Origin of the sequence: Bradyrhizobium sp. LB14.3 (assembly GCF_040547985.1) — a bacterium.
In the GTDB taxonomy this organism is placed as follows: Bacteria; Pseudomonadota; Alphaproteobacteria; order Rhizobiales; family Xanthobacteraceae; genus Bradyrhizobium.
On record NZ_JBEPQT010000008.1, the window covers coordinates 171397 to 192841 of the forward strand.

Annotated in this window: 19 protein-coding genes; 7 read left to right on the forward strand and 12 right to left on the reverse strand. The window is 64.8% G+C overall.

What is annotated here, in order from left to right; genetic code table 11:
• Positions 1 to 6: 6 nt before the first annotated feature.
• From ABIB00_RS17930 to ABIB00_RS17960, 7 genes are all read right to left on the reverse strand, one after another.
• Positions 7 to 759: a P-loop NTPase family protein gene (locus tag ABIB00_RS17930; RefSeq protein ID WP_247340374.1), complete on the reverse strand. Its 753-nt coding sequence runs from the start codon at positions 757 to 759 to the stop codon at positions 7 to 9.
• A gap of 216 nt (positions 760 to 975) precedes the next feature.
• Positions 976 to 2196 (reverse strand): M48 family metallopeptidase, encoded by a 1221-nt coding sequence (locus tag ABIB00_RS17935; RefSeq protein WP_354105263.1) that lies wholly within the window; start codon positions 2194 to 2196, stop codon positions 976 to 978.
• 32 nt (positions 2197 to 2228) lie between these two features.
• Positions 2229 to 2789, reverse strand: a complete 561-nt coding sequence (locus tag ABIB00_RS17940; RefSeq protein WP_247340369.1) for a LemA family protein — start codon at positions 2787 to 2789, stop codon at positions 2229 to 2231.
• 136 nt (positions 2790 to 2925) lie between these two features.
• The gene (locus ABIB00_RS17945) at positions 2926 to 3906 is read right to left on the reverse strand and encodes a small ribosomal subunit Rsm22 family protein (RefSeq protein WP_247340366.1); all 981 of its coding nucleotides are present in this window, start codon (positions 3904 to 3906) and stop codon (positions 2926 to 2928) included.
• Positions 3907 to 3984: 78 nt separating this feature from the next.
• Entirely contained in the window at positions 3985 to 7449 is a 3465-nt protein-coding gene (smc, locus tag ABIB00_RS17950; RefSeq protein ID WP_354105264.1) for a chromosome segregation protein SMC, read from the reverse strand.
• Positions 7450 to 7667: 218 nt separating this feature from the next.
• Entirely contained in the window at positions 7668 to 8324 is a 657-nt protein-coding gene (locus tag ABIB00_RS17955) for a DsbA family protein (protein WP_247340362.1), read from the reverse strand.
• A gap of 127 nt (positions 8325 to 8451) precedes the next feature.
• A complete protein-coding gene (locus tag ABIB00_RS17960; protein ID WP_354105265.1) occupies positions 8452 to 8946 on the reverse strand; it encodes a DUF721 domain-containing protein in 495 nt (164 codons plus the stop codon).
• 122 nt (positions 8947 to 9068) lie between these two features.
• Here ABIB00_RS17960 and mutY point away from each other — a divergent pair, with 122 nt between their 5' ends.
• Positions 9069 to 10169, forward strand: coding sequence for an A/G-specific adenine glycosylase (mutY, locus tag ABIB00_RS17965; protein ID WP_354105266.1), 1101 nt, complete (start codon positions 9069 to 9071; stop codon positions 10167 to 10169).
• A 68-nt stretch (positions 10170 to 10237) separates the two neighbouring features.
• The gene (locus tag ABIB00_RS17970; RefSeq protein WP_247440808.1) at positions 10238 to 10666 is read left to right on the forward strand and encodes a PaaI family thioesterase; all 429 of its coding nucleotides are present in this window, start codon (positions 10238 to 10240) and stop codon (positions 10664 to 10666) included.
• Between the two features lie 206 nt (positions 10667 to 10872).
• Here the strand turns inward: ABIB00_RS17970 and ABIB00_RS17975 are convergent, their stop codons facing one another.
• On the reverse strand, positions 10873 to 12153 hold the full coding sequence (locus tag ABIB00_RS17975) for a flavin-dependent oxidoreductase (RefSeq protein WP_354105267.1): 1281 nt from the start codon (positions 12151 to 12153) through the stop codon (positions 10873 to 10875).
• A gap of 128 nt (positions 12154 to 12281) precedes the next feature.
• Between ABIB00_RS17975 and ABIB00_RS17980 the strand changes: the two genes are divergently transcribed.
• On the forward strand, positions 12282 to 12902 hold the full coding sequence (locus ABIB00_RS17980) for a glutathione S-transferase family protein (RefSeq protein ID WP_354105268.1): 621 nt from the start codon (positions 12282 to 12284) through the stop codon (positions 12900 to 12902).
• Between the two features lie 107 nt (positions 12903 to 13009).
• Here the strand turns inward: ABIB00_RS17980 and ABIB00_RS17985 are convergent, their stop codons facing one another.
• On the reverse strand, positions 13010 to 13927 hold the full coding sequence (locus tag ABIB00_RS17985) for a LysR family transcriptional regulator (protein ID WP_354105269.1): 918 nt from the start codon (positions 13925 to 13927) through the stop codon (positions 13010 to 13012).
• Positions 13928 to 14017: 90 nt separating this feature from the next.
• Between ABIB00_RS17985 and ABIB00_RS17990 the strand changes: the two genes are divergently transcribed.
• Positions 14018 to 14452 carry a nuclear transport factor 2 family protein gene (locus ABIB00_RS17990; protein ID WP_354105270.1) on the forward strand — a complete coding sequence of 145 codons (435 nt, stop codon included), beginning with the start codon at positions 14018 to 14020 and terminating at the stop codon, positions 14450 to 14452.
• A gap of 339 nt (positions 14453 to 14791) precedes the next feature.
• Complete coding sequence (locus ABIB00_RS17995; RefSeq protein ID WP_354105271.1) at positions 14792 to 16801, forward strand: methyl-accepting chemotaxis protein; 2010 nt, start codon at positions 14792 to 14794, stop codon at positions 16799 to 16801.
• Positions 16802 to 16857: 56 nt separating this feature from the next.
• Here the strand turns inward: ABIB00_RS17995 and ABIB00_RS18000 are convergent, their stop codons facing one another.
• The 3 genes from ABIB00_RS18000 to ABIB00_RS18010 form a co-directional block, all read right to left on the reverse strand.
• Positions 16858 to 17544, reverse strand: a complete 687-nt coding sequence (locus ABIB00_RS18000; RefSeq protein ID WP_354105272.1) for a glutathione S-transferase family protein — start codon at positions 17542 to 17544, stop codon at positions 16858 to 16860.
• 132 nt (positions 17545 to 17676) lie between these two features.
• Positions 17677 to 18003 carry a hypothetical protein gene (locus ABIB00_RS18005; protein ID WP_354105273.1) on the reverse strand — a complete coding sequence of 109 codons (327 nt, stop codon included), beginning with the start codon at positions 18001 to 18003 and terminating at the stop codon, positions 17677 to 17679.
• 175 nt (positions 18004 to 18178) lie between these two features.
• Positions 18179 to 19309 carry a site-specific DNA-methyltransferase gene (locus ABIB00_RS18010; protein ID WP_276000874.1) on the reverse strand — a complete coding sequence of 377 codons (1131 nt, stop codon included), beginning with the start codon at positions 19307 to 19309 and terminating at the stop codon, positions 18179 to 18181.
• A gap of 404 nt (positions 19310 to 19713) precedes the next feature.
• Between ABIB00_RS18010 and ypfJ the strand changes: the two genes are divergently transcribed.
• Together ypfJ and moaB are read left to right on the forward strand one after the other, a co-directional pair.
• Positions 19714 to 20649 carry a KPN_02809 family neutral zinc metallopeptidase gene (ypfJ, locus tag ABIB00_RS18015; RefSeq protein WP_354105274.1) on the forward strand — a complete coding sequence of 312 codons (936 nt, stop codon included), beginning with the start codon at positions 19714 to 19716 and terminating at the stop codon, positions 20647 to 20649.
• A 140-nt stretch (positions 20650 to 20789) separates the two neighbouring features.
• Positions 20790 to 21353 (forward strand): molybdenum cofactor biosynthesis protein B, encoded by a 564-nt coding sequence (moaB, locus tag ABIB00_RS18020; RefSeq protein WP_354105275.1) that lies wholly within the window; start codon positions 20790 to 20792, stop codon positions 21351 to 21353.
• Positions 21354 to 21445 lie beyond the last annotated feature (92 nt).

A 21445-nucleotide genomic window follows, 5' to 3' on the forward strand; every position in this document is an offset into this window, starting at 1 on the left:
CCGCAACTATTTTTCGCTGTTGCGGGCGGCGGGCTTGGAGCCGACGATGTCGGTCAGTCGGATCCGGTCGAATTCGCTCCAGACGTTCGCCAGCCAATGCCGGACATAGCCGCGGAGCACGAACGAATAGTTCGCGGCCTCGTCGTTGATGCCCTTGTTGGCGACGAATTTGAGGAACGGGACCGAGGACACCTCGACCTGCTCATAGGCCATTTCGTTGAGTTTTGGGATGGTCAGCTCGGTCGCATCCTTGATGCGGTGGAAGTAAGAATTGTAGGTCGCCTGGTCCCATTGGAAGAACTGCGTGTCGTTGATGAAGTTCTTCACCAGGAAATACTTTGCCCCGGTCATGAAGCCGGCGGTCTCGGCGATCTCATCCAGTGAGGCGATCGAGGGTCCGAGGATGTGGAACACTGCGAAGGTGATCTGGCCGGCCTTGGCGGCGTCGAGGAAACCGATGTCGCGCAGCGAGGCCAGCGCCGGCGAGAGCAGGCCGGCGCGGACGTCGATCACGGTCACCGACGGGCTCGTCGCGTTGAGCGTATCGAAGATCTTCATCTGATCGGACGTCGTCGTCATGTCGACGATCTCGGTGATATCAGGGTGGAAGCGCTTCAGGGTTCCGCGCGGTGATTCGGTATCGAAGGCGCGCGTCGGCACGTTGTTGGCGGAAAAATAATCGAGCAGGGTGCGCGATACCGTGGTCTTGCCGACCCCGCCCTTGTCCGCGCCCACCACAACCACTGCCGGCTTTGCCATTGCTGTCCCCTAACGCGCCCCCGATCGCGAGATCGCAATCGGCCGGGCCCCAAATCGATGTTCCAAGGATGTCCCGAGGATGTCCCAAGTCTGCTGTTGGGCGCGAACATGGCAGAAACAAGGGAGAATTCAATTCCTCGACATGCAGTTACGGCAATTCCCGAGGTTTTTCCCAATCGCGACCAAACCTTCCGCGCGTCGCGTCAAATCACGCGTTTAACGGCGGCCCCAAGGACCCATTGGATTGCCCAAGGGATTGCCGCTTGCGGTTCCGGGAGGGCTGGATGCGGGCACGGGCGGTGGACTGGCCGAGCCGCCTGCATCGTTCCAAGGACCCTGGCGCAGCGGCGGCGGCGTGCCTTGCTGGCCGGCTTGTGCTTCCGGTTCTTCCTCCTCATAGCCGGGTGGCGGCAGCGGGCCGGGATCGTGGCCGCCGGCGAACTTGACCAGCGCGTCGACCCGGGACTGCACCGATGGGTGAGTGGCAAACAGGTCTGCAAAGCCCTCGCGCGGATTGTCGACGCAGAGCTCCATCACCGCCGAGGTTGCGCCCGGCAGCTCGCCGCGGTTTTCGATCTTGCGCAGCGCCGAGATCATGGCGTCCGGGTTTTTCGTCAGCTCGACCGAGCCCGCATCGGCGAGATATTCGCGCGAGCGCGACAGCGCGAGCTTCACCACTTGCGACAACAGCCATGCCACCACGATCAGCACCACCGCGATGATGATGACGACCACCGCGCCGCCGCCGGAGCTCTTGCTGTCGCTCGACGACGAGGACGATCGCGATGACGAGGAGGAGCCTGACGACCACGAGCCGCCGCCGGAGCTCCAGCCGAAATTCGTGAACAGGCGGAAGAACAATTCGCCGAAGAAGCCGACTACACCCGCGATGATGACGGCGACCACCATGAGCTGCACGTCGCCGTTCTTGATGTGGGTCAGCTCGTGGCCCAGCACCGCCTCGATCTCCTTGTCGTTCAGTGCGTTGAGGAGACCGGTGGTGACGGTGATCGAATATTGCCGCGGGTTGAGGCCGGTCGCGAACGCGTTCAGCGCCGGGCTCTCCATGATCTTCAGCTTCGGCATCGTGATGCCGCGCGAGATGCAGAGGTTTTCGAGCAGATTATAGAGCCGCGGCTGTTCCTGCCGGGTGACGTCGTGGCCGCCGGTCACGGCATCGATCATCGACTGGTGGAAGAAATAGGCGATCACGATCCAGGCCGCTGCCACGACGGTTGCAACCGGCGCGGCGACTTTCAGGTCATAGAAGGCGCGGCTCAGATAATAGACGACGGTCTCATTGCCGTTGATGACGACTTCGGCGATCAGCGCGCCGGCATAGACCAGCACATAAACCAGCGCGAACAGGCCGGCGAGCAGCAGCATCGAACGAAGCTTGTTCGAGGCGATGTGCGTGTAGAGACCATACGCGGCCATGACGCAATGCCCTGCCGGCCTATCGGCTCAACTCAGAACTTCACCTGCGGCGTGGCCTCGACCTCGGTGCGGCTGGCGCCGAGATCGAAGAAGTCCTTTTTGGTGAAGCCGAACATGCCGGCGAACAAGGCGGCGGGCATCTGCTGGATGCCGGTGTTGTATTCCTGGACCGCGCTGTTGAAGAAGCGCCGGCTGGCCGCGATCTTGTTCTCGAGGTCGGAGAGCTCGCTGGCGAGCTGCTGGAAATTGGCGTTGGCCTTGAGGTCGGGATAGGCCTCCGACAGCGCGATCAGCCGGCCGAGCGCGCCGGAGAGCTGGTTCTCGGCTGCGGACACCTGCGCCGGTCCCTGCGCCGACATCGCCGAATTGCGCGCCTTGACGACGTCGTCGAGCGTGCCGCGCTCATGCGATGCATAGCCCTTCACCGTCTCGACCAGGTTCGGGATCAGATCGTGGCGCTGCTTGAGCTGCACGTCGATGTCGGCAAAGGCCTGGCCGACGCGCTGGCCCAGCGCCACCAGACGGTTGTAGGCGCTGAAGGCGAACAGCACGAGGACGACGATGACGCCGAGAACGATCCAGCCGGTCGACATGGAGAACTCCTGAAGGGAATTAAGGCTGGCGCAGCCTAGACCAAATTAGCGCCCGGCGAGAGCCCGCCGCGAAGAGAAGGTAAGACTTGGTCGGATCTGGAACCATCCGAGTTCAAGCCAAAAGCGCCGGACGAGGTTAACTTTCGGACATGACGGCGTCACCCCAGCGCCAGCGCCGGGCGCTTGCATAGGCGGCCTTGTCGCGGCGGGGGATCCTGGCAAGTTCAACACTCTGCTCGGTGCAAAGCTTGGCCGTGATCTCGGCCTTGCCGACATCCGGCGGCGCCAGCACGCGCGCGGCGCGTGCAGCGGGCGGCGTACGGGTCAGCGCCACGTAGATGAAGCGTTCGTCCTCGAACGGCACGTCGGCGCCCTTGATCTGGCGGTGCGCCTGGGAGCGCGGCAGGCGCTGGGAGAAATGGCACCAGTCCGGCGCCATGAGCGGACAGGGCTTTTCGTGGGGGCAGGGCGCGGCGACATAGGCGCCCGCCGTGATCAGTTGCTGGCGCAAAGCGAGGATGCGCGCGTAGCCGGCGGGCGTGCCGGGTTCGATCACGACCAATGCGTGGCGCGCTTTCGCCCACATCGTTTCCGCGAGCTTGTGTTGATCGCCGTCACGGAGCTCGCCGATGACGTAGCTCGCAACCACGAGATCGGCTTGCGAGACCTCGGCGAGGTTCGCGCCGGCATCGCCCGGCAGATAGCGGCACTGCGCAAGTCGCGAGCTATCACGCGCCAGTTCAAGCGCCAGCCTGCTCAGCGCGCCGTTGGCGTCGAGCAGGGTGAAATCTTGCAGCGAGGAGAACGCCTCTGCGGCGGCCCAGCTCGCGGTGCCCGGGCCTGCGCCGACGTCGAGCAACGTTTCCGGAGCGAGGTCCGGTGCGATCTCGGTCAGCGCATTCAGACTTGCCGCCACAGCCGCGTAGGTCGCGGGCATGCGCGCGAGCGCGTAGGCGAGCGCATCGGCATCCGACTTGATGGTGCCGGAGCCGCCGCCTGCGCGATAGGTGGTCGAGATTTGCGACGATCGTCGCGCCGCATCGGTGCGCGAAAAGCCCTGGAGCTTGCCGTCGAGGGCCGCTTTCAGTTCCGCCGGGAGGTTGGGTGAGATCATCATTCGTGGCCATCATCTGCCCGAGTGCGCAATTGCGCACAAGGCGGATGATGACGTCAATGGGTGTGGCTCGTCGTAGCCTCACGCAACGTTCTGGTCGAGAATGTCCACTGCCTCTTGCAGATTCACAGACACCAGTTGCGAGACGCCGCGCTCGGCCATGGTGACGCCGAACAGGCGGTTCATCCGCGCCATCGTGATCGGGTTGTGGGTGATGATGATGAAGCGCGTGTCGGTCGAGCTGGTCATCTCGTGCAACAGGTTGCAATAGCGCTCGACGTTGTGGTCGTCGAGCGGCGCGTCGACTTCGTCCAGCACGCAGATCGGCGAGGGGTTGGTGAGGAACACCGCGAAGATCAGCGCCATCGCGGTCAGCGCCTGCTCACCGCCCGAGAGCAGCGACAGCGTCTGCGGCTTCTTGCCCGGCGGCTTGGCGATGATTTCGAGGCCGGCTTCCAGCGGGTCGTCGCTCTCGATCAGATGCAGCGCGGCCTCGCCGCCACCGAACAGCTCGACGAACAGGCGCTTGAAGTGGCTGTTGACGACCTCGAACGAGGTCAGGAGCCGCTCGCGCGCCTCCTTGTTGAGGCTCTGGATGCCCTGGCGCAGCCGCTTGATGGCTTCGACGAGGTCGTCGCGCTCGGTGACCAGACCGTTGTGCTGGGTCTCGACCTCGCGCAGCTCTTCCTCGGCGCGCAGGTTGACCGCGCCCAGGCGCTCGCGATCGCGGCGCATTTTTTCGAGGTCTTCCTCGATGTCGTGCAGCGGCGGCAGCTCCGCGCCGGGTTCGATCTCGGCAAGGCCGGCTACGGCCTGCGGCTCGACTTCCAGCATGTCGCGGATTTCGCGCTCGATGTCCTCGAGCCGGCGCCGCGCGCCTTCCATGCGCTCCTCGGCGCGGGCCGTGGCCTCGCGGGAGCTGGACAGCGCTTCGAGCGTCAGCTTCGCGGCGCGATCGGTTTCGGCCATCGCGGTTTCCGCGCTGGCGAGCGCGTCGGCGGCCATGCGGCGGTCGTTTTCGGCATATTCGATCTCGGTGATCAGCGCGCTGCGCTTCTCCGCGAACACGGCCGGTGCGTTCTCGAGGTCGCTACGCTCGATGGTGACTTCGGAGATACGGGCCTGGATGGTGTCGATGTGGGAGGCCGCGCTCTCCTTGCGGTTCTGCCACTCGGTGCGTTCGGCGAGGATCGCCTGCACGCGGCGGTCGGCAAGCTCGGCCTCGCGCGCCAGCGCCTGCGCCTCGGCACGGACCTGGGCGGCCATGCGGCGATGGCCTTCGATGTCGCTGCGGACGGCGGCGAGACGGGTTTCGGTGTCCTCGCTCGACGGCAGCTTGGAGATTCCGGCTTCGGCGTATTCGTAGGCGGCTTCGGCCTCGGCGCGGTCGGCGGCGAGACGGCTGTGCGCTTCCGACAACGTCGCCTTGCGCGCGGCGTGGCGATTGATCTCGCGCTCGGTGGTGGCGTGGCGCTCGCGCGCGACGTTGAGCTCGCGCTGCGCGGCGCGCCAGGCTTCGCGGCTTGCGCCTTCGGTGCTGGCGGCCATCTGCAGCTCGGCCTCGGCGTCTTCCAGCGCCTGACGCTTGATCTGCGCGTCGATGCGGGCCTGCTCCAGATCGTTCTCGATGTCGACGAGGCGGGCGCGCTCGGCAAGGCGCCGCGCGGCGCCGGTCGGCGCGTGGGCCGCGGCAACAAAACCGTCCCAGCGCCAGACGTCGCCTTCGGGCGAGACCAGCCGCTGGCCGGTCTTGAGCTGCGAGACCAGCTCGGCGCCGCGTTCGCGCGGAACCACGCCGATCTGCGCCAGGCGGCGGGCCAGCTCGGCCGGTGCCTGCACGTGGCTGGCGAGCGGCACAACGCCCTCGGGCAACTCCGGATCGCCGTCGGTAACACCGGCATTGGTCCAGCGCATCGGCGCGGACGGATCGACCGGGGCGTCGAGATCGTCGCCGAGGGCTGCGCCGATCGCCTTTTCAAAACCCTTGTCGACGGTGATGCCGTCGATGATCGGCGGCCACAGATTTTTGGTCTCGCCGTTGAGGATCTTGGAGATCGTGCGCGCTTCGGTATCGAGCCGCTGCACGCGCTTGTCGGCTTCGACGAGCGGCGAGCGCGAGGATTCCAGCGTCTGCCGCGCGGCGACGTGGGCGGCTTCGCTGTCCTGAGCGGCGGCTTCCGAGGCCGCAAGCGTCTGCTCGGCGTTCTCGACCGTTGCGGTCAACTCGTCGAGATTGCCGAAGCCGCCGGTCTCCGCAGTGAGCTTCTGCTCTTCCGCCGCGACGTTCGAAATCTCCTGATCGAGCCGGGCGAGCTTGTCGCGGTGGGTGCGAACGTTGGCTTCGAGCTGATGGCGCTTGGCGGTGAGGTCGGCGAGCGCGGTGGTGAGCTCGGCGAACTGGTGCTCGGTTTCGGTCAGCACCGCCTCGGCTTCGCCGACGCGCTCGTCGACGCCTGAGCGCTTCTCGACGCGCGACTTGATCTCTTCCTTGAGCTCGGAATCTTCGGCGTCGAGGCGCTGCAGCGCCACGTCGGCGTCCATGGTCTGCTGCTGGGCGCGCGAGATGTCGCCTTCGAACTGCGCGAGACGGCGCTCGAGCTCGGCGACGCGCTCCTTGGCGCGCTCTTCCTCGCGGTCGAGCAGCTCGCGGGCGTTGGTCAGGCGCTGCAGCCCGGCTGCCGCGCGCGCTTCGGCATCGCGCAGCGCCGGCATTTCGGCGGCGCGGATGGCCTGGATGCGGGCGGCCTCGGCCTGGTGCTGGGTACGCTCCGCCATCTCGCGGACCGCGAGATCGTGGATATGGCCGGATTCGTTGACGTCGGCGTGGGCGCCGATCCAGCGCAAATGGAACAGGGTTGCCTCGGCCTTGCGGACCTTGGCCGCAACTTCGCGATAGCGCACGGCCTGGCGAGCCTGCTTCTTCAGGCCTTCCACTTGCCCTGCGAGCTGGCCGATCACGTCCTCGACGCGGGTGAGGTTGGTTTCGGCCGCCTTCAGCCGCAGCTCGGCCTCGTGGCGGCGGGCATGCAGACCGGCGACGCCGGCGGCGTCTTCCAGCACGCGGCGGCGCTGCTCGGGCTTGGCCTGAATGATCTCGCCGATCTTGCCCTGGTGGACGAGGGCCGGCGAGCGCGCGCCGGTGGCGGCGTCGGCGAACAGAATCTGCACGTCGCGGGCGCGCACGTCGCGGCCGTTGATGCGATAGACCGAACCGGCCTCGCGCTCGATGCGGCGGGAGATTTCCAGAAGCTGGCTGTCGTTCATCGCCGCCGGCGCGGTGCGATCGGCATTGTCGATCGTCATCGTCACTTCGGCGTGGTTGCGCGCCGGACGATTGCCGGAGCCGGCGAAGATCACCGCGTCCATGTCGGCAGCGCGCAGCGACTTATAGGAGGTCTCGCCCATCGCCCAACGCAGCGCCTCGACGAGATTCGACTTGCCGCAGCCGTTGGGGCCGACCACGCCGGTCAGGCCGGGTTCGATGACGAAGTCGGTGGCCTCAACGAAGGACTTGAAGCCGTGAAGGCGCAGGCGGGTGATTTTCATAAGCACGCATCTCTGTTGGCAGGCGCGAATCCCCCTGCCGGGACACTACCATGGAAGGCAATGTCGCTATCCGGGCGAGTCGCGCGAGGCGCCTCATGCGGCTGGACAATGGCCGCGGTGTGCCGCGAGGGCAACCGGCCAAAGCCGCTTTTCCCAAGGGATTTATGCCGGGAAAGATACGGCCATCGAGATACGAATCAGGCTTTGTATGCGAAGAATCAGCTCTTCAGCAGCGGATTGATCTTCTTGGCGAATTCCTCGAACGTGGTCTCGCCCTTGATCTTCTCACCGTTGATGAAGAAGGTCGGCGTCGAATCGACCTTCAGAACGTCGCTGGCGTATTTCTGGTCGGCGGCGATCTTGTCGAGCAGGGCCTGGTCCTTCAGGCAGGCCTCGACCTGCTGCTGGGTAAGGCCGGCCTGCTTGCCGATCCGCGTCAAGGTCTCCGTGGTGTTCTTCACCACCCAGTCGTTCTGCTGGCGGAACAGCATGTCGGTGACTGCGAAGTATTTCGGCGCGTCGCCATTGGCGATACAGCGCGACAGCATCGAGCCGGCGGCGGCTTTGATGTCGAGCGGGAACTCGCGGAAGATGTAACGCACCTTGCCGGTGTCGATGTATTCCGACTTGATCTTGGGGAACACCTGCTCGTTGAAGGCCGCGCAATGCGGGCAGGTCATCGAGGCGTATTCGGTGATGGTGACGGCGGCGTCCTTCGGGCCCAGCGCCATGTCGGGCAACGACACCGGCTTCGCCACATCGGTGGCAGCCTGCGCCATTGCTTCGGAGATGAACCGCAGCGGCGAGAACCCGGCGACCGCGGCAAGCCCGGTCAGCGACAGCATCGTGGTGAAGGCGCGGCGGGTGATGATCAAGGTCGGCTCCCGGATTGGCGTGGTCTCGCCCGAAATTCCCGTTCGGGCGGCCTGTCGCTAGCTTGAAACCTCGTTTGAGGCAATGGCGAGCGACAAGGACGGGTCCAGATTGGCAGCCGAATGAGGCTCAATTTCGCTTGATGGCGGCCCCGAGCCGGGCCAGCGCCGACTTGAGCTGTTCATCTTCGATGTCACCCAGGCTCTCCGCCACCTTGGCCACCGATTTGGCGTCCGGCGGGGCGGGGCGTGCCGGCCGCCGGGCGCGCGAGAGCGGGGCCTGGCGGAAGGCCAGCTTGCCGACCGCGCTCCAGCCGAAGAAGCGGTTGACCCGCTCCAGGATCACGTCGGCGGAGTGCTGGATCTCCAGCGCTATCGGCCCTTCAACTCGCAGCACCAACGTCGCCGGCTCCTGCGGTTGGCCCTCGACCGGGCGCGGCCACTGCATCTTCAGCGGCTCGGCATGGGCCGCGATCTCCGGCCCGGCAATCTGCGCCCACCGCGTCACCAGCTCGCGCGCGGCAAACCCCTGCTTGGCATAGGCCTCGGCAAAGACGTCGTTGAGCAGGAGCGAAAGCGGCTTTGCGCTGATGGGACCGGGTTTGATGGGACGAAGCTTGGACATGCGCCCTTATAGCACTCCGGGGCGTGACCCATAGGTTCCTCGCTGCGAAGAAAGACGTGGATGCCCGCGACGAGCGTAGGCATGACGTGGAGAGATCGGCCTGACGCCGTTACAGTGAAAGCATGAGCCCAAAATCTGCCCTCAAGGCGAAATCGGAACCAGTCCAGCCGGAGACCTCGTCGCGTCCGCTCGCGCTCCTTGCCTGGTACGACCGCCACCGGCGCCGATTGCCCTGGCGCGCCGCGCCCGGGGAGGCATCCGACCCTTACCGTGTCTGGATGTCCGAGATCATGCTTCAGCAGACCACGGTGAAGGCGGTCGGGCCCTATTTCGAAAAGTTCGTCGCGCGCTGGCCTGATGTCACGGCGCTGGGGCGGGCCTCGCAGGACGACGTGCTGCGGATGTGGGCCGGGCTCGGCTATTACTCACGCGCGCGAAACCTTTATGCCTGCGCGGTTGCGGTGACGCGCGAGCATGGCGGCACCTTTCCCGGCACCGAAGAGGGCTTGCGCGCGCTGCCGGGCATCGGGCCTTACACGGCGGCCGCGATCGCGGCGATCGCCTTCGACCGCCGCACCATGCCGGTCGACGGCAATATCGAGCGGGTGGTGTCGCGGCTCTTTGCAGTTGAAGAAGAGCTCCCGCAGGCAAAACCGCTGATCCAGCAACTGGCGGCGACGCTGCTTGCCGATTCTCGCGCGGGAGACAGTGCACAGGCGCTGATGGACCTCGGCTCTTCGATCTGCACGCCGAAAAAGCCGGCTTGTTCGTTATGCCCCTTGAACGAGGACTGCACGGGGCGCGCGCTGGGAACGCAGGAAACGTTTCCGCGCAAGGCGCCAAAGAAGACCGGCGCGCTACGGCGCGGTGCGGCCTTCGTCGTCACGCGCGGCGACGAGCTTCTCGTCCGCAGCCGTCGCGAAAAGGGCCTGCTCGGCGGCATGACCGAGGTGCCGGGCTCGGACTGGCTGGCCGGGCAGGACGATGCCAAGGCGAAGCAGCAGGCGCCGGAGCTGAAGGGGTTGTCGCTCTGGCAGCGCAAGGTCGGCGTGGTCGCCCACGTCTTCACGCATTTTCCGCTGGAACTGGTGGTCTACACGGCCAGGGCCGAGGCCCGCACGCGCGCGCCCGAGGGGATGCGCTGGGTTCCGATTGCGACCTTGGCCGGCGAAGCGCTGCCCAATGTCATGCGCAAGGTGATTGCGCATGGATTGGGTCGCTAGGACCCATCCTGCTGACACCATGCTGTCAGCAACCCTGGGCTACTCACGCAGGGCAACGGAGGGTTCGCATGGTCAAGACCGCGCTCGACAACTTCAAGAGGCCGCCCTGCGCCGAGCTGCTCGGATGGCGCCTGCTCGATGCTCGCCCGGAGGAGGGCTGGATCAAGCTCGCCTTCGACGGCAAGCCGGAGTTCTGCAATCCGGCCGGTTTCATCCAGGGCGGCATGCTCTCGGCCATGCTCGATGACACCATGGGTCCCGCCGTGCTGGTGATGAGCGAGGGCCGGCTCTACACCACGACGATCAGCATGACCGTGAATTTCCTGGCGCCCGCAAAGCCCGGACCGATCATCGGCGAGGCCAAGGTGACGCAGCTCGGCAAGACGATCGCGTTCGTCGAGGCCCGGCTGACGGCGGAAGACGGCACGCTGCTGGCGACGGCGACCGCGAGTGAGCGGCTGCTGGAGGCGGCGAGGGTGGTGCGGCAAATAATCTAGCCGCGCGTGCGGTACCCCTTCCTCCCTTGCGGGAGAAGGTGGCGCAAAGCGCCGGATGAGAGGTATCTCTCCGCGCGTCCAAATCGTGAGGGACGAACGCGTGGAAATAAACCCCTCACCCAAGTGAGTCTGCGTCTACCGGCGTCGCTGCTCTCTCCCACGAGGGGCGAGGGCACATCAACGCGCATCTCGCCACTTGTGAGGGCTTATCCACCCACGCGCTTCGCACGCGCGCTGACGATCGGTGGCTTCGCATTCAGCGCCTCCACCTGAAATCCGGCGACGCGCTTGTAGTTGGCGGCAATATTCTCCAGTTCCTGCAGCGACAGCACGTCGGTGACGACATCGTAGCCGTCGGGCGCGCGCTCCTCGACGAGCTGCATCACCTGCTCGGGGCCGTTCTTGCGATTGAGCAGGACAAGATCGGTGGTCGCAGGCCTCCGCTCGGCCTCGTAGGCCAGCAGCGCCGCCTGCGTCGGGCCATGCGCCAGGATTTCGCGGGTGATGGTGCGCGCATCGAGGATCGCCTGCGAGGCGCCGTTGGAGCCGATCGGGTACATCGGATGCGCGGCATCGCCCATCAGCGTGACGCGGCCGAAGGTCCATTGCGAGACTGGATCGCGGTCGACCAGCGGGTATTCGTAGGCATGCGGGCAGTTCTTGATCAGACCGGGCACGTCGAGCCAGTCGAACTGCCAACTCTCGAACCAGGGCAAAAACTCTTCGAGCCGCGCGGTGCGGTTATAGTCCTCGCGCCGCCATTGATAGGTCGGCGGCATGTGGCGCTCGGCAACCCAGTTGATCAAATGGTTGCCCGCCGCATCCGGCTCCTTCGATATCGGATAGCAGACGAATTTCAGGATCTCGTGGCCGGCCATGATCATGGTGCGGCCGGTAAGAAAGGCTTTTGCAGGCGTGACGCCGCGCCAGAGGATGCGGCCGTTCCAGAGCGGGGGGCCCTCGTCGGGATAGAGTTTTTCTCGCGCGGCGGAATGGATGCCGTCGGCGGCGATCAGGATCGTGCCGTCGTAAGTCCCCGCGGCCTTGCCGGTCGCCTTGTCGATGAAATCGGCGCGCACGCCGTCAGCGGTTTCGCTCCAGCCGGTCAGATGATGGCTGGTCAGGATGTTGTCGCGTCCGAGGCGTTCGATCGCGGTGTCGAGCAGGAGCTGCTGGAGCGTGCCGCGATGGATCGAAAATTGCGGCCATTGATAACCGGCCTCAAGCCCGCGCGGCTCGCTCCAGATCGGCTTGCCGTGCTTGGAGAAATAGGCAAGCTCGCGGGTGCGCACGCCGCTGGCATCGAGCTTGTCCATCAGGCCGAGCTCGATCAGCTCGCGCACCGCATGCGGCAGCACGTTGATGCCGACGCCGAGCGGCCGCAGTTCGGCGACGCTCTCGAACACTTTCGTGGGAATGCCGATTCCGTGCAGGCTGAGCGCAAGCGTCAGCCCGCCGATGCCGCCACCGGCGATGAGTACGGTCATGAGAAAACCCCTCCAATTGGGGGCGTCTTGGCACAGGCGGGCGCCGGTGGGCAACTGCGAAGAGAACGATGTGCTATGGACCTTAGGGGCGACAGCCGTTATTTTCCAGCTTTCCCATGAGGTCAGACATGCTCAAGCTCTACTACGCCACCGGCACATGCGCGCTCGCCACCTACATCACCCTGGAAGAGGCCGGTGCCGACTATTCGGCCGAGCGGCTGAGCTTCAAGACCAATCAGCAGAACAGCGCGGATTATCTCGCGATCAACCCGAAGGGCCGCGTGCCCGCCCTGGTGACCGATCGCGGCGTCCTGACCGAGACGCCGGCGATGCTGGCCTATCTTGCGCAGACCTTCCCCAAGGCGAAGCTCGCGCCACTGGACGATCCCTTCGACTTCGCCCAGGTGCAGTCGTTCAACTCCTACCTCTGCTCGACCGTGCACATCAACCATGCCCACAAGATGCGCGGCGCCCGCTGGGCGAGCGAAGAGAGCTCGTTCGCCGACATGAAGCAGATGATCCCGAAGACCATGGGCGCGTGCTTCTCCCTGATCGAGCAGAAGATGTACAAGGGGCCCTGGGTGATGGGCGAGCAGTACACGATCTGCGATCCTTATCTCTACACCCTGTCGACCTGGCTTGAAGGCGACAGCGTCGACATCAACGCAACGCCGAAGATCGCCGATCACTTCAAGCGTATGTCCGACCGCCCCGCCGTGCGCAAGGTGATGGACGCGCAGAAAGCGTAGGATCTTGTAGGGTGGGCAAAAGCGCAAAGCGCCGTTCCCACCAACTTCCGCGCGACCCCAGAAGGGGTGGGCACGCTTCGCTTTGCCCACCCTATGGGACTGCGACGTTAGGAAGCCTTTCGCTTCTCCAATTCCCGTCCCGTCTCCAGCATCAATCGCCGCAACCAGATCGATCCCGGGTCCATCTGGGACCGCGTCGGGTAGAACATGAACTGCTCGTCGATGCCGGGGTCGAGCGGCGGCGTCACCGTGATGAGGCCGAACTGCTTCGATAGCGCCGCGATCAGCCGGCGCGGCACGAAGGCAACGAGGTCGGTGCGGGCTGTGACGTGCAGCGCTTCGAGATAACCTGACACCACCAGTGAAATGTGCCGGTCGATGCCCTTGGTGCGCAGCCAGGTGTCGATCAGGTCCTCTGCGCTGCCGCGGATGATGACGCCGACATGGCGTGCGGCGAGGAACGTCTCGCGCCGCTTCAGCTTCGCAGCCATGGGATGGCCGCGCCGCACTGCTAGCGCATCGCTGTCGGTGTAGAGCAGCTGCCGATGAAAGCCCTTGAACGCGTTGCCGATCGAGATCACGAGATCGATGGTGCGGGCGAACTCGGTGTTGAAGATCGCAGGTCCCCGCCACGGCACGATGTCGATGCGGACGTTGGGCGCAACGCGCGTCACCTTCTCCATCAACGGCGGCATCAGGAGCTCAACCGCGAGATCCGGCATCATCAGGCGGAATTGCCGTTCGCTGCGGCCGGCGTCGAAGTCGTCAGGCACGAACAGCCCGCGCACCTGGTCGAGCGCCTGCGCCAGCGGCGCGCGCAAGGCTTGCGCCCGTGGCGTCAGCTCCATCCGCGCGCCTGTGCGCACCAGGAGCGGATCGCCAAAGATGTCGCGCAGGCGCTGCAGCGCATGGCTCGCCGCCGGTTGCGACAATCCGATCCGCAAGGCGGCGCGGCTGACGCTGGCCTCGCGCAGGAGCGCGTCGAGCGCGGTCAGAAGGTTGAGGTCGAGCGAATTCAAATTCATGACGCGAATAGATATCATATCCGCTATCGATTTGAAGAATTTAGAACCGGCGGCGATGATCCCGGTGTTCTCACCAACGGAGATGCCGCCATGAGCGCAAGTGCCAACAAAAAACTGATGCAGGATATTTTCGCGGCCGCCGCCAGTTCCGATCCGGTCGCGCGCGACCGCGCCTTGTTCACCGCAAGTCTTGCCGACGACGCCAGATGGGTCGTGACCGGCCAGTACTCCTGGTCGCGCACCTTCGTAGGGAAAGAGGCGATCCTCAACGATCTGCATGCCTATGTGCGGACTCGTCTGGTCGACCGGACACGGACGGTCGCCCACCGCTTCATTGCCGACGGCGACACCGTCGTCGTGGAGGCCAAGGGCGACAACGTCACGCCCGAGGGGGTGCGCTATGACAACGACTATTGTCTCGTGTTTCGTCTCGAGAACGGCAAGATCAAGGAAATCCGGGAATATTGCGACTCGGTGCTGACCGAGAAGGCACTCGGTCCGTTTCCGCAAACGGCCGTGAGCTGAGCGGTCGAGCGGCGTCGCGTCCGGCGACCGCTGCCGTCCGCCCCGTCGGCGATGGTCGTGTCGGTCTGGCGCAGTCCGGATAAGCTGCAGCGGCCTGCACGCTGCTGCGGGGCTTCGCGCCAAAACCGTGCTCAACCTGCCGATAAAATCAGCGATGTTGTGCCATCTGACGCATGCGCGCTCGAAAAATTTGAAGGTTCAATTAACGAGTGTCCCCCATTGTGTCGCAGTGCAGCGTGAGTCGCGTAAAGCGTGACGCGCGGCTGCCGGGGGTGGCCGTGACGATCGCCGGAGTTGTTCGTCCGCCCGAATTCACATGCATCTGGGTGGACAGTGGGAATGCCGAGTTTTCGTTTGCGGATCAGGGGACGCCTGTACGCAGGTTTCATGGCCTTGGTGGCGGTTGGTCTCGTAATGGCGGTGGTCGCCGTCTGGAATTTACGGACCGTGCAGGATCAGGTCGCAAAGGCCTCGGCGTTTTCGGACAGTACGGCACGGGTTCTGGAGATATCGACCCATCTTCAGGCGATCCAGCGGGCCAATCTGCGATACATTTATGACGCCAACGAGCCTGCAATGCGGGAGGCGGCGGAACGGGAGGCCGCGGCGACCGAGCTGTTGCAGGTCGGGGCGAAGGGCACGCTCTCCGAGGAGCGCCGAAAGCTCTACAATGATCTGATCGCCGACATCGCCAAGATGCGAAGCCTGCGTGACAATCTCGGCGACGCTGTCAACGAGGCGAGAACCGGCAAGGCGACGCTGCTGCCGAGCGGCGATGAGCTCACCGTCAAGATGAACAAGCTGGTCGATGTGGCGCGCGCAGCCGTCGATGAAGACACTGCGTCCCTCGTCGCCGACCTCGAATCCAGGCTTCTTCTCGTTCAGATCGCAAACTGGCGTTTCCTGGCCCTGCGCGACGTGAAGGGGCCCGCGAACTTCAGAACCAATGTAGACAGGGCGTCGCAGCGGCTCGCAGCGATCGAAAAGAGCCCGCAGGCGACCGAATTACGAACCACGCTCGCCCCGGTGAAGACTTCGCTCGGAATCTACAAAACCGCCTTCGAGACGACGTCGGCGGCGATGCTCCAGGCCGACGAGATCTACCACAAGAACCTCGCGCCTCTCATCGTCGACAGTATCGCCAAGCTCAAGGTCGCGGAAACGGCCTTGAAGAAGGACTACAAGGATTCGCGCAGCAGGGCCGAAGCCGTCATTGACGGCACGACGACCGTGCAGGAGATCGCGGGCGGCCTTGCCATCCTGTTTGGATTGATCGTCGCCTTCCTGATCGCCCGCAGCATCGTCGGTCCCCTGACCTCGATGACGCGCGCGATGGGGCTGCTTGCCGGCGGCAATCTCGAGGTCGCGATCCCCGGCCGCGGCAAGGCCGACGAGATCGGCGACATGGCCAAGGCGATCGACGTGTTCAAGGACAACATGATCGACACCGAGCGCCTGCGCCATGAGCAGACCGAAATCGAGGCGCGTCAGGCCGAGAGCCGCAAAGCCGACATGGTGAAACTGGCCGACCAGTTCGAGCAGGCCGTGGGCGAGATCGTCGACACCGTGTCGTCGGCATCGCACGAGCTCGAGGCGTCCGCAGGCACTTTGACCACGACCGCTTCGCGGGCCCAGGATCTATCGACGGAAGTCGCCTCCGCGTCGCAGGAAGCCACGGCCAACGTGCAGGCGGTCGCCTCGGCGACGGAACAGCTGTCCTCGTCGGTGACGGAGATCGCGCGCCAGGTACAGGAATCGGCCCGCATTGCCGGCGAAGCCGTCGGTCAGGCGAGCAGAACCACCGCGCGTGTCGGCGAGCTTTCCAAGGCCGCGGCCCGCATCGGTGACGTGGTCGAGCTGATCAGCACCATCGCCGGCCAGACCAACCTCCTGGCGCTGAACGCCACCATCGAGGCGGCGCGCGCAGGCGAAGCCGGCCGCGGCTTTGCCGTGGTGGCCTCGGAGGTCAAGGCGCTCGCCGATCAGACCGCGAAGGCCACTGGCGAGATCGCTCAGCAGGTTTCGGGCATCCAGGCCGCGACGGAGGAGTCGGTTGGCTCGATCAGGGAAATCAGCGGCACCATCCAGCGGCTGTCGGAGATCTCGTCGACCGTCGCCGCTGCCGTCGAAGAGCAGGGTGCGGCCACGCAGGAGATCTCCCGCAACGTCCAGCAGGCTGCCCAAGGCACGCAGCTTGTGTCGTCCAACATCGGCGACGTGCAGCGCGGCGCCTCCGAGACCGGCTCAGCCTCCTCGCAGGTGCTCTCGGCGGCGCGTTCGCTGTCGGCCGACAGCAACCGGTTGAAGCAAGAGGTCACCAAGTTCCTCAACTCGGTCCACGCCGCCTGAGTCGAAAGCAAAAGGCCACGCGCATGCGCGTGGCCTCGCATAGCGGCGTGGCGCGATCAGGCCACTTTCGTCGTCATGTGCTTGAACATGTTGCCGCGGGCCTCGTCGTCCATCTCGGCCTTGAAGGTGAACTTGTCCTTCAACGCGATCGCGCGCGCCGCCGCGGGCCGCGCCGAGACCTCGTCCACCAGCCGCTTCACGTTCGGATATCGTGCAAAGGCGTCGTCGCCGAGCTTGAACGGCACCATCCGGGCCCAACCCCATAGCGCCATGTCGACGATCGAATAGCTGTCGCCGACCACATAGCGGCGGCTGGCGAGGTGGCCGTCGAGAATCTTGTAGTGGCGATCGGTCTCGAACTGATAGCGGTTATGCGCGTAGTCGTGGTTCTGGTCCTTCGGCGCAAAATGCTTGAAGTGAACGGCCTGACCCGAATAGGGCCCGACGCCCGTGGCGATGAACATCAGCCATGACAGCGTCTCGCCGCGAAAATCGGCGGCGGGCAGGAATTTGCCGGTTGTCTCGGCGAGATAGAGCAGGATGGCGTTGGAATCGAACACGATGGTGCCGTTGTCGTCGATCGCCGGCACCTTGCCGTTCGGATTGATCTTCAGATAGTCCGGCGTGAACTGCTCGCCCTTGCGGGTGTCGATCTTCACCGGCTCGAAGGGCAGGCCGGACTCTTCGAGAAAAAGCGCGACCTTGGTCGGGTTCGGCGAACCGTTGAAATAGAATTTGAGCATCGGGCGTCTCCCCGGTGTTTGGTGGTTGAGAGCGGAGGCAGCGTCACTGTCGCTGACGGCCTTCTCTTGCCTGAACCTTGTCGGTGGGAGCAACCGGCGAGTTTGCCGGGCGGTATCTGCGCGCCACGCAGATCAGCCGGCGTAACAAAGGCCAATCGCCGCCGTAATGACCATCGCCGCGCCCACAGCCTCCAGGCGCAGCCCGAGCCGCGTGGCGATATGCATGTCGGAGGCCCGCGCCTTGCGCTCAGATCCGCGCGCGTTGCCGTGAACGATGACGTCATGATTGAAATTGTCGTGTGCCTCGTTGCTGCTGGCGAGCCCGACGCAGACCACGAGCACGCCGAACAAGGCGAGGCCGAAGAAGCCCAGCAGCGCGATCAGGAACATCGGAAACATGCCGACCAGGAAGATCGGCAGCAGCGGTAGCAGCAGCAATGTCTCGGACTGTCGTCGCATGGGAGCCGACCGGTCGGGACTGACCTCTCAATCTAGTCCCGGCCGTTACGTCATTCAAGACGCCGTGGGGTGGGCAAAGGCGCAAAGCGCCGTGCCCACCAGCACTGCTTCGGTCCGGATTGACAGGGATGGTGGGCACGATTCGCTTTGCCCACCCTTCAAGATCGCGGGAAGCCTACCCGGCCGCCATGCCGGCGCGGATTTCGGCGCGGAGTTCGTCGATCAGCTTGAGACCCTTCTTGGTCTCGATGTGCCAGAAGGTCCAGCCGTTGCAGGCTTGCGCACCTTGCGCCACCGCGCCCATGCGGTGGATGGAGCCGACCTTGTCGCCGAACATGATGGCGCCGTCAGCGCGCACCAGTGCGCCGAGCTTCTTCTTGGCGTCGAACAGTTTCGTGCCGGGCATGATCATGCCGCGCTCGATCAGCTCGGAGAACGCCACCCGCGGCGCTTCGCGCGCGGTCATGAACGGGGCAAGGCTCGCCTCCGGCAGCGGCTCGACCGCGGCGATGCGCGCTTGGGCCGCTTTCGCATAGGTCTTGTCGCGCTCGAAGCCGATATAGGAGCGGCCGAGGCGCTTTGCGACCGCGCCCGTCGTGCCGGTGCCGTTGAAGGGATCGATCACGAGATCGCCGGGCTTCGATGACGACAGCAGCACGCGCGCGAGCAGGCCTTCCGGCTTCTGCGTCGGATGTACTTTCTTGCCGTCGGCGCCCTTGAGGCGCTCCTCGCCGGTGCAGAGCGGGATCAGCCAGTCGGACCGTGCCTGCACGTCCTCGTTGGCGGCCTTCAGCGCCTCGTAGTTGAACGTGTAGCCCTTGGCCTTTTCGTCGCGCGCGGCCCAGATCATGGTCTCGTGTGCGTTGGTGAAGCGGCGGCCGCGGAAATTCGGCATCGGATTGGTCTTGCGCCAGACGATGTCGTTCAGGAGCCAGAAGCCGAGGTCCTGCATGACCGCGCCGACGCGGAAGATGTTGTGATAGGAGCCGATCACCCAGATCGTCGCCGACGGCTTCATCGCGCGGCGGGCGGCAAGCAGCCAGGCGCGGGTGAAATCGTCATAGGCGGAAAACGAATCGAACTTGTCCCAGTCGTCGTTGACGGCGTCGACATGGGATTCGTCGGGGCGCTTGAGATCGCCCTTGAGCTGGAGATTGTAGGGTGGATCGGCGAACACCAGGTCGACCGAACCAGCCTGAAGCTTCGACATCTCGGCGACGCAATCGCCGAGGACGATGCTGTGCGAAGGAGATTCAAAATTTGTGCGGGGCGCCCTTGCAGACGCCCCGCGACGCGACTCTACCATGACTCAAGAACTCTGACTCAGGCGACGCTGTCGGCGACGCGGGACCAAACAACCGACTGACCGTTACATTGCAGCGGCAAAGTAAAAATCGACTTAACCCGCCGCTTTCGCGGGCAGTCGTCGCGTCGTGCGTTGCGCGTGGTTTGCTGCACGCTTTAGCCGTGTTTTACAGCGCATTTCGCGTTTCTTCGTGTTGCGAGAGCGGCCGGAGTGCCAAAAGACTTCAAATTTCTCTCGGAAAAAATTGCACGACGCCCGGAAAATATTGCTGCCATGGCCATGCTGTCGCACTAGGCAATAATTGCCGAGCGGGATATTGATTAACGCCATGGAAATTTTACGTGTGTGGCGCGTTGAGCTTTCTTGCGCCCAAATGATGCCATCCAGGACCGAGGGAAGCCGCCATGCGCTACGATGATTTCCGCCGCAGCGACGACATCGAGGATCGTCGCGACGATGGTGGCGGGGGCGGTGGAGGAGGCGGATTCGGTCTCCCCATGGGCGGCGGCGGGCTCGGCATCGGTACCATCATCGTGCTCGGCCTGGTCGGCTACGCCTTCGGCATCGATCCGCGCATCCTGATCGGCGGCGCCGAAATCCTCACCGGCGGCGGTCAGGCGCCGTCCTACCAGACCGATCGCCAGTCGTCCTCCAACGCCAAGCGTGGCGCGCCGACCGACGAGATGGGCAGCATGATCTCCGGCATCCTCGGCGAGATCGACGATCGCTGGAGCGAGATCTTCCAGGCTTCGGGCCAGTCCTACACCGGTCCGAAGGTCGTGTTGTTCCGCAACGTCACCAATGGCGGCCGTTGCGGCCGGGCAGAGTCGGCAATGGGACCGTTCTATTGTCCGCCCGACAAGACCATCTTCCTCGATACCGGTTTCTTCCGCGAGGTCGAGACGCGTTTTCGCGGCTGCTCCGGCAAGTCCGCCTGTAACTTCACCACCGCCTACATCATTGCCCATGAGGCGGGCCATCACATCCAAAACCTGCTCGGCATCATTCCGCGCGTGACGCGACTGCAGCAGCAGGCCGGCAGCAAGGCGGAGTCGAATGCGCTCCAGGTGAAGGTTGAATTGCAGGCCGATTGCCTGTCCGGTGTCTGGGTCAATCGCGAGGCGAAGAAGCGGCCAAACTTCCTGGAGCCGGGCGACATCGACGCCGCACTCACCACGGCGAGCGCGATCGGCGACGACACGCTGCAGCGCCAGGCGACGGGCCGCGTCGTGCCCGATTCCTTCACCCACGGCTCGGCGGCGCAACGCAAACAGTGGTTCATGACCGGCTACCAGCAGGGCACGGTCCAGGCCTGCAACACGTTCGGTGGCGGGTCGTAATGAGCTAGTAGTGGCGTCATCCTGAGGTGCTCGCCTCTTCGACGGGCCCTAGAGATGGCGAGCCTCCGGCCATCCTTCGAGGCGCGCAAGTGCGCGCACCTCAGGATGACGTCGGTGGTTGGGTAAGGAGATGAGATCCTATGGCGTCCATCGACGAAACAAAACAATTCATCCCGCTCAACATTGCGGTTCTCACCGTTTCCGACACGCGCGCGCTCGCTGACGACAAGTCCGGCCAGACGCTCGCCGACCGGATCCTTGCGGCCGGCCATCATCTCGCCGCGCGCGAGATCGTCACCGACGACGTCGAGGCGATCCGCGCCTTCATCCGCGGCTGGATTGCGGACGCGGGCGTTGACGTCGTCATCACCACCGGCGGCACCGGTTTTACGGGACGCGACGTCACGCCGGAGGCGATCGAGCCCTTGTTCGAGAAGCGCATGGACGGTTTCTCGATCGCATTCCACATGCTGAGCCACGCCAAGATCGGCACCTCGACGATCCAGAGCCGCGCCACCGCCGGCGTAACTGGCGCGACCTACATCTTCTGCCTGCCCGGCTCGCCCGGAGCCTGCCGCGACGGCTGGGACGGTATTCTCAAGGCCCAGCTCGACTACCGCACGCGTCCCTGCAATTTCGTCGAGATCATGCCGCGGCTGGACGAACACCTGCGCCGCCCGAAGGCCCAGGGCGCGACGGCGTAGTCGCGCTCTTCTCCCCTTGTGGGAGCAGGTGGCGCGAAGCGCCGGATGAGGGGTTTCCATCCGCACGGGCACATTTACTTGCATCTAGCTCG